The organism is Streptomyces sp. CO7, from assembly GCF_053474865.1.
Genome location: NZ_JBRIOU010000005.1, coordinates 67,922 through 76,230 on the forward strand (window position 1 = coordinate 67,922; position 8,309 = coordinate 76,230).

Below are 8,309 nucleotides of genomic sequence, written 5' to 3' on the forward strand. Positions count from 1 at the left end.
GTGAGGAGCCGCCCCGCCGTGCGGTGAGCACCCGGCGGCCGGGAGGTTCACGGCCGTCGCCCGTCCGCGGACCTCTCAGGCGCCGCGCCGCCGGGGTGAGTGCAACGTTCCACCGCGGTCACCGGCACGCGCCGGGGGCCGAAACGCGGGCTGCCTAGCGTCGGTGACGTCAGTCGGTGAGCCACCGTGGAGGCGTCATGCGCACAGCCCCCGTCGCGAACAAGAGGTCCGGTCGCTGGATCGAGCACTGGGATCCGGAGGACGAGACGTTCTGGAAGGAGAAGGGGGAGCGGGTGGCCCGGCGGAACCTGGCCTTCTCCGTGCTCTCCGAGCACATCGGGTTCTCCGTCTGGACGCTCTGGTCCGTGCTGGTCCTCTTCATGGGACCGGAGTACGGCCTGACCCCGGCCGACAAGTTCCTGCTGACCTCGATGGTCACCCTGGTCGGCGCGGTCGTCCGCGTGCCGTACACCTTCGCGGTCGCCGTCTTCGGCGGGCGGAACTGGACGGTGATCTCCGCGAGCATGCTGCTGGTCCCCACCGTCGCCGCGTTCACGGTGATGGAGCCGGGGACCTCCTTCTCCACCTTCCTCCTGGTCGGCCTGCTGGCCGGCGTCGGCGGCGGCAACTTCGCCTCCAGCATGACCAACATCAACGCCTTCTTCCCGCTCCGCCGCAAGGGCTGGGCGCTCGGCCTGAACGCGGGCGGCGGCAACATCGGCGTGCCGGTGATCCAGCTGGTCGCGCTCGCCGTCATCGGCGCCGGCGGCGGCCCCCGGCTGCTGCTGGGCGTCTACATCCCGCTGATCCTGGTCGCCGTGGCCCTCTCCTGGAGGTACATGGACAACATCGCCTCGGTCCGCAACGACACCGGCGCGGCCCTCGACGCGGCCAGGGACGGCCACACCTGGATCATGGCGGTGCTCTACATCGGCACCTTCGGCTCGTTCATCGGGTACAGCTTCGCCTTCGGCATGGTGCTGCAGACCCAGTTCGGCCGGACCCCGCTGGAGGCGGCCGGCGTCACCTTCGTCGGCCCGCTGCTCGGCTCGCTGATCCGCCCCGTCGGCGGCCGGCTCGCCGACCGGTTCGGCGGCGCGCGCATCACCCTGGCCACCTTCCTCGCGATGGCCGTCGCCACCGTGGTCCTCGTCGTGGCCGGCCGGGCCGGCTCGCTCACCCCGTTCACCTGCGCCTTCGTCGTGCTGTTCGTGCTGACGGGGCTGGGCAACGGGTCGACGTTCAAGATGATCCCGGGCATCTTCCACCGCAAGGCGCTGGCCCGCGGACTGCGCGGCGAGGCCGCGGACGCCTACGGACGGCGGCTCTCCGGCGCCTCCATGGGGCTGATCGGCGCGGTCGGCGCGCTCGGCGGCGTCGGCATCAACCTGGCGTTCCGCCAGTCGTTCATGACCTCCGGCTCGGGCACCGGCGCCTTCCTCTCCTTCCTCGCGGTCTACGCCGTCTGCATCCTCGTCACCTGGGCGGTATACCTTCGGCGTCCGGCCGCCTCCGCGCCGACGGAGGCCGGCACCCAGGTGGACGGCGAGGTGAAGCCGCAGCTCAGCTATGCCGAGGTGTGACGTAACGGCGCCGAAATGAGGAAGATCCGAGCCTGTCACGCACCGTTGACAGGCTCGGTTCCGTGCGCGGCCCCTCGGCGGCGCGCGGGGAATCGACAGCGGTTCGATGCGGGACGAGAGCGGGACGAGAGCCGGATGGAAGACCAGGAACAGCAGCAGCCGGAGGCCGCGCACGGCCCGCTGGCCGGCTTCACCGTCGGCGTGACGGCGGCCCGCCGGGCCGAGGAGCTCGGCGCGCTCCTCCAGCGCCGCGGGGCGAACGTGGTCCACGCCCCCGCCCTGCGCATCGTGCCGCTCTCCGACGACGGCGAACTCCTCGCCGCCACCAAGGAGCTGCTGCGCCGCGCCCCCGACGTGGTGGTCGCCACCACCGCCATCGGCTTCCGCGGCTGGGTGGAGGCCGCGGAGGGCTGGGGGCTCGGCGGCGACCTCCTCGAGGTCCTCGGCACGGTCCGCATCCTGGCCCGCGGACCCAAGGTCAAGGGCGCGGTGCGGGCCGCCGGGCTCACCGAGGAGTGGTCGCCCGCCTCGGAGTCGATGGCCGAGGTCCTGGACCGGCTGCTGACCGAAGGGGTCGAGGGGCGCCGCGTCGGCATCCAGCTGCACGGCGAACCGCTGCCCGGCTTCGTCGAGGCGCTGCGGGAGGCCGGGGCCGAGGTGGTCGGGGTGCCCGTCTACCGGTGGATGCCGCCGGAGGACCTCGGCCCCGTCGACCGGCTGCTCGACGCCGCGCTGGCCCGCACCCTGGACGCGGTCACCTTCACCAGCGCGCCGGCCGCCGCCTCGCTGCTCGCCCGCGCCGAGGCCCGCGGTCAGCTCCCCGCCCTGCTCGAGGCCTTCGCCCACGACGTGCTGCCCGCCTGCGTCGGCCCGGTCACCGCGCTGCCGCTGCACGCCCACGGCGTCGACACCGTGCAGCCCGAACGGTTCCGGCTCGGCCCGCTGGTCCAGCTGCTGTGCCAGGACCTCCCGGCCCGCGCCCGCGCCCTGCCGGTCGCCGGGCACCGCGTCGAGATCCGCGGCCACGCCGTGCTGGTCGACGGCGAGCTGCGGCCCGTCCCCCCGGCCGGCATGGCACTGCTGCGCGCCCTCTCCCGCCGCCCGGGCTGGGTGGTCTCCCGCGCCGACCTGCTGCGCGCCCTGCCCGGAGCGGGCCGCGACGAGCACGCCGTGGAGACCGCGATGGCCCGGCTGCGCACCGCCCTGGGCGCCCCCAAGCTCATCCAGACCGTCGTCAAGCGCGGCTACCGTCTCGCCCTGGACCCCGCGGCGGATACCAAGTACGCGAATTGATCGAGGTCGCGTACTGTTGACGGCCGCCAGTACGCATGAATGGGGACACCGGTGGCCGCTCAGGCACAAAAGGGGAACGCGGTCGACGCGGCTCGCAGCACGAGCAGCGAGAGTGGCGGCGACGCGGCGGGGGACTCCGCCAGAGAACGCGAGATCGCCCTCGAGCAGGAACATCTCGACCGCGTGTACGTCCGCCTCGAGGAGAAGATCTCCGAGGCGGAGTTCCTGATGCGGGACGCCGCCCGCAAGGGCCACGTCGGCACGCCCGGCGCGCTCGCCGAACGCGACGCGCAGGTCTTCCGGGCCGGCGTCCACCTCAACCGGCTCAACAACGAGTACGAGGACTTCCTCTTCGGCCGCATCGACATGCTGCTGGGCAAGGACGGCAAGAAGGGCCCCGACGGCGCCTACACCTCCGTCGAGCCCGCCGACGAGGCGATCCGCGAGGACGACACCGCGGACATCGCCGAGACCCTGCACATCGGCCGGATCGGCGTCCTCGACGAGGACTACGCGCCGCTGGTCATCGACTGGCGCGCCCCGGCCGCCGCCCCGTTCTACCGCGCCACCCCCGTCGACCCGGGCCGGGTGGTGCGCCGCCGCGTCATCCGCTCCCGCAACCGCAAGGTGCTCGGCGTCGAGGACGACCTGATGCGCCCGCAGCTCACCGCCCACCTCGACGGCCGCGAACTGGCCGTCATCGGCGACGGCGCGCTGATGGCCGCGCTGGGCCGCGCCCGCGGCCACACCATGCGCGACATCGTCTCCTCCATCCAGGCCGAGCAGGACCAGGTGATCCGGGCCCCCGCCGCCTCCGTCACCTACGTGGAGGGCGGACCGGGCACCGGCAAGACCGCCGTCGCCCTGCACCGTGCCGCCTACCTGCTCTACCAGGACCGGCGGCGCTACGCGGGCGGCATCCTGATCGTCTCCCCGACACCGCTGCTGGTCGCCTACACCGAGGGCGTGCTGCCCTCGCTCGGCGAGGAGGGGCAGGTCGCCGTCCGCGCGATCGGCTCGCTCGTCGACGGCGTCGAGGCCACCCTGCACGACTCCCCCTCCGCCGCCCGGGTCAAGGGCTCCTACCGGATGCTCAAGGTGCTGCGGAAGGCCGCCCGCGGCGCCCTGGAACTGGGCCCCGGCGGCACCGGCGAGGTCCCGTGCCCCGAGCGGCTGCGGGTGGTCGCCTTCAACCGCCGCCTGGAGCTGGAGGCCGGCGAGCTGGAGCGGATCCGCCAGGCCGCCCTCGGCGGCACCGCCCCGGTCAACCTGCTGCGCCCGCGCGCCCGCAAGCTGCTGCTCGACGCGCTGTGGCAGAAGTCCGGGGCCGGTTCCCGGCACAGCGACCCGGAGCTCGCCGCCGAACTGCGGTCCTCCTTCGACGAGGACGTCACCACCGAGGACCCGTTCATCGAGTTCCTCGACGCCTGGTGGCCCGAGCTCACCCCGCGCGCGGTGCTCACCGCGATGGCCGACGAGCGACGCCTGGGCCGATGGGCGCGCCGCGTCCTCAACCCGGGCGAGATCCGCAAGGTCGCCAGGTCGCTGCGCCGCGACGGGCTCACGGTCCACGACATCGCCCTGCTCGACGAGCTGGAGGCGGTGCTCGGTGTGCCCGTGCGCCCCCGCCGCAAGCGCGAGCTCGACCCGCTGGACCAGCTCACCGGCCTCGAGGAGCTGATGCCGCAGCGCGAGGAGACCCAGCGCGAGCGGGCCGAGCGCCTCGCCAAGGAACGGGTGGAGTACGCGCACGTCATCGTCGACGAGGCCCAGGACCTGACGCCGCTGCAGTGGCGGATGGTGGGGCGGCGCGGGCGGCACGCCACCTGGACGGTGGTCGGCGACCCGGCGCAGTCCTCCTGGTCCGACCCCGACGAGGCCGCCCAGGCCCGCGACGAGGCGCTGGGCACCCGGCCGCGGCGGCGGTTCACCCTCACCGTCAACTACCGCAACCCCTCCGAGATCGCGGAGCTGGCCGCCAGGGTGCTGGCGCTGGCCATGCCGGGCGCCGAGGCGCCCACCGCGGTCCGCTCCACCGGCGTCCGGCCGCGGTTCGCGGTGGCCACGGGCGGATTCGGACCCACCGTGCGGGCCGAGGCGGAGCGGCAGCTGGCGCTGGTCGACGGCACCGTGGGCGTGGTCGTGCCGATGAACCGCCGCGAGGAGGCGGCCCGTTGGCTGCAGGGACTGGGGGACCGGGTGGTCGCCCTGGGCAGCCTGGAGGCCAAGGGCCTGGAGTACGACGCCACCATCGTCGTCTCCCCGGCCGAGATCGCCGACGAGTCGCCGGCCGGCCTGCGGGTCCTGTACGTGGCCCTCACCCGCGCCACCCAGCAGCTCACCGTCGTCTCCGGGGAACGCGACGAGCCGGACGGCGACGGCGTGCCGGACCTCCTGCGGGACTGACCGGTCCCGCAGGGCCCGCACGGCCCCGGAGACGGGAGGAGGCCCGGACCGCGAGCGCGGTCCGGGCCTCCTGGCGTGTGCGGGGCGTCAGCTGCCGGAGCCGGCGCGGCGGTTGCGGATCACGATCGCGCCGCCGGCCGCCAGCAGCAGCGCCGCGGCGAAGGCCAGGCCGACCGCGGGGCCGGCGCCGGTCTCGGCCAGGTCGCCCTCGGCGGGAGCGGCGGTCGCCTCCTGCGTCGGCTCGGCGCCGGTCGGGGCCTCGGTCGGCTGACCGGTGGCGCCGCCCTCGGTGCCGCCGCCGGGCTGCTCGTCGCAGTCCTGCTCGTCACCGGTGCCGGTGCACGGCGGCGTCTGGCAGTCCTGCCCGTCGCCGGAGCCGCCCTGCTGCTCCTCGCACGGCTGCTCCTCGCAGTCCTTCTGGTCGCCGGAGCCGCCCTGCTCCTGGCACGGCTGCTCCTCGCCGGGGTTCTCCTCGCCCGGGTTCTCCTCCCCGGGGTTCTCCTCGCCCGGGTTCTCCTCGCCCGGCTGCTCCGGGGCGGAGGAGGCGGGACAGGTGTGGGAGAGGTTGAAGTACTTCACGTCCGCGCCCTCGGTCTCGGCCACGGCCGCGACCAGCTTGGCGCCCGGCTCGGAGGCCGCGTAGGCGTGCTTGTCGCTCGGCGGGCCGAAGTCGGTGATCACCTGCTCGCCACCGGGCTCGAAGGTGACGGTCAGCTTGGTGAAGACGGTGTCGTTGCCCGGCAGCACGAAGTGCCAGCCGTCCTTGCCGGCGGGAACGGTGGGGCAGTCGCCGTTCTCGAAGCCGCCGGCCGTGATGGGCAGGTCCTGGCGGATCTGCTCGGTGTGGTTCTCCGCGCCGGTGGCGGCGGCGGGGACGGCCGCGCCGGCGAGCAGGAGGGTCGCCGCGAGGGGAAGCGCGGAGGCCCAACGGGGAAGTGAGCGGTGAGACATGGGGGCACCTCTGGCACAGAAGCGGATGAGTGTGGCCGAGAGAGCGAGCTTCCTGTCCCTAAGTGATCACGGTCAAGGCGCGAAAGGATCAGTTGACTGCCTTGTCCCGCTTTGTTCCGGACAACGATTGCGTAACGGAAGGTTTATGGGCCGTCCGGTGATCATCGGCCACGGTGGCGAAAAAGGGCCCGCGCCCCTGGCGTGGCCGGAAGCGTTTGTTAGCCTTGAACGTGACACCGGCCCGATCCAAGCCCCCGGGCCCAACCTTCGTCGCTACGAGCGACCACTTGCCGCGAGGCGAGCATGGCGGGTCGGTGTCACCTCTCCACTTCAGGGAATCAGGGACCCATGTCACCCACGGGCGGCATGGGTCCTCGTCGTTCCCGGACGCGGTCGCGGGCGGACGGACGCGGCCTTTCCGGCGCCTTCCGGGTGAACTGTGACGAACCTCCCCCGACTAACGCCTACTCGTCGGTAGGTGCGACGATCGGACGGCAGATTCGATTCCGCCACCGCCCGCCGCCCGCCTTCGGCGACGACGCCCGGCCTCGCGGCGGCAGCGGCGGCCGCACCTGCGGCACGGCGAACAACAGCAGTACACGCAGTACACGCGAAAGCAGAGGAACTCCGCCATGGCAACGGCGCCCAGCGTCTCCTACTCGATGACCATCCGGCTGGAGGTGCCTGCGAGCGGAACCGCCGTGTCGCAGCTCACCACCGCCGTGGAGTCCTCCGGAGGCTCGGTGACCGGCCTCGACGTCACCGCCTCGGGGCACGAGAAGCTCCGGATCGACGTCACGATCGCCGCCACCTCCACCGCGCACGCCGACGAGATCGTCGAGAACCTGCGCACCATCGAGGGCGTCACGCTGGGCAAGGTCTCCGACCGTACGTTCCTCATGCACCTCGGCGGCAAGATCGAGATGGCGTCGAAGCACCCCATTCGCAACCGTGACGACCTCTCCATGGTCTACACGCCCGGCGTGGCCCGGGTGTGCATGGCCATCGCGGAGAACCCCGAGGACGCCCGCCGCCTGACCATCAAGCGCAACGCGGTCGCCGTGGTCACCGACGGCTCCGCCGTGCTGGGCCTCGGCAACATCGGCCCCAAGGCCGCCCTGCCGGTGATGGAGGGCAAGGCCGCCCTCTTCAAGCGGTTCGCCGGCATCGACGCCTGGCCGATCTGCCTGGACACCCAGGACTCCGACGCCATCGTCGAGATCGTCAAGGCGATCGCCCCGGGCTTCGCCGGCATCAACCTCGAGGACATCTCCGCCCCGCGCTGCTTCGAGATCGAGGCCCGCCTGCGCGAGGCCCTGGACATCCCGGTCTTCCACGACGACCAGCACGGCACCGCCATCGTGGTGCTGGCGGCGCTCACCAACGCGCTGCGGGTGGTCGGCAAGTCCATCGGCGACGTCCGCGTCGTCATGTCCGGCGCCGGCGCGGCCGGCACCGCCATCCTGAAGCTGCTGCTGGCGGCCGGCGTGAAGAACGCCGTGGTCGCCGACATCCACGGCGTGGTGCACGCCGGCCGTCACGACCTGGTCGACGCCGAGCCCGGCTCGGCCCTGCGCTGGATCGCCGACAACACCAACCCGGAGAGCCTCACCGGCACCCTCAAGGAGGCCGTGCGCGGCGCGGACGTCTTCATCGGCGTCTCCGCCCCCAACGTCCTGGACGGCGCCGACGTGGCCGCGATGGCCGACGACGCCGTCGTCTTCGCGCTCGCGAACCCGGACCCGGAGGTCGACCCGGCGGTCGCCCGGCAGACCGCCGCGGTGGTCGCCACCGGCCGCTCCGACTTCCCGAACCAGATCAACAACGTGCTGGTCTTCCCCGGCGTCTTCCGCGGCCTGCTGGACGCGCAGTCCCGCACGGTCGACACCGGCATGATGCTGGCCGCCGCGACGGCGCTGGCCGACGTGGTCACCGAGGACGAGCTGAACGCGAACTACATCGTCCCGAGCGTCTTCAACGACAAGGTCGCCGGGGCGGTCGCGGGGGCGGTCCGCCGCGCCGCGGAGTCCGTCCAGGGCTGACCCGCCCGGGTTCCGCCCACCGCCCTGCCGGGCC

The 8,309-nt window shown here is 73.3% G+C and carries 5 protein-coding genes; 4 read left to right on the forward strand and 1 reads right to left on the reverse strand.

Annotated elements, in window-relative coordinates:
* Nucleotides 1-197 precede the first annotated feature (197 nt).
* From ACOV8S_RS18605 to ACOV8S_RS18615, 3 genes are all read left to right on the forward strand, one after another.
* Nucleotides 198-1,583 (forward strand): nitrate/nitrite transporter, encoded by a 1,386-nt coding sequence (locus ACOV8S_RS18605; protein ID WP_448318944.1) that lies wholly within the window; start codon nt 198-200, stop codon nt 1,581-1,583.
* A 135-nt stretch (nt 1,584-1,718) separates the two neighbouring features.
* Nucleotides 1,719-2,876 (forward strand): uroporphyrinogen-III synthase, encoded by a 1,158-nt coding sequence (locus tag ACOV8S_RS18610; protein ID WP_448318945.1) that lies wholly within the window; start codon nt 1,719-1,721, stop codon nt 2,874-2,876.
* Nucleotides 2,877-2,915: 39 nt separating this feature from the next.
* The gene (locus ACOV8S_RS18615; RefSeq protein ID WP_448318946.1) at nt 2,916-5,282 is read left to right on the forward strand and encodes a HelD family protein; all 2,367 of its coding nucleotides are present in this window, start codon (nt 2,916-2,918) and stop codon (nt 5,280-5,282) included.
* An 87-nt stretch (nt 5,283-5,369) separates the two neighbouring features.
* On the opposite strand, the gene ACOV8S_RS18620 is transcribed toward ACOV8S_RS18615, so the two are convergent.
* Nucleotides 5,370-6,233: an LPXTG cell wall anchor domain-containing protein gene (locus ACOV8S_RS18620; RefSeq protein ID WP_448318947.1), complete on the reverse strand. Its 864-nt coding sequence runs from the start codon at nt 6,231-6,233 to the stop codon at nt 5,370-5,372.
* A gap of 632 nt (nt 6,234-6,865) precedes the next feature.
* Here ACOV8S_RS18620 and ACOV8S_RS18625 point away from each other — a divergent pair.
* On the forward strand, nt 6,866-8,275 hold the full coding sequence (locus ACOV8S_RS18625; protein ID WP_448318948.1) for a malic enzyme-like NAD(P)-binding protein: 1,410 nt from the start codon (nt 6,866-6,868) through the stop codon (nt 8,273-8,275).
* Nucleotides 8,276-8,309 lie beyond the last annotated feature (34 nt).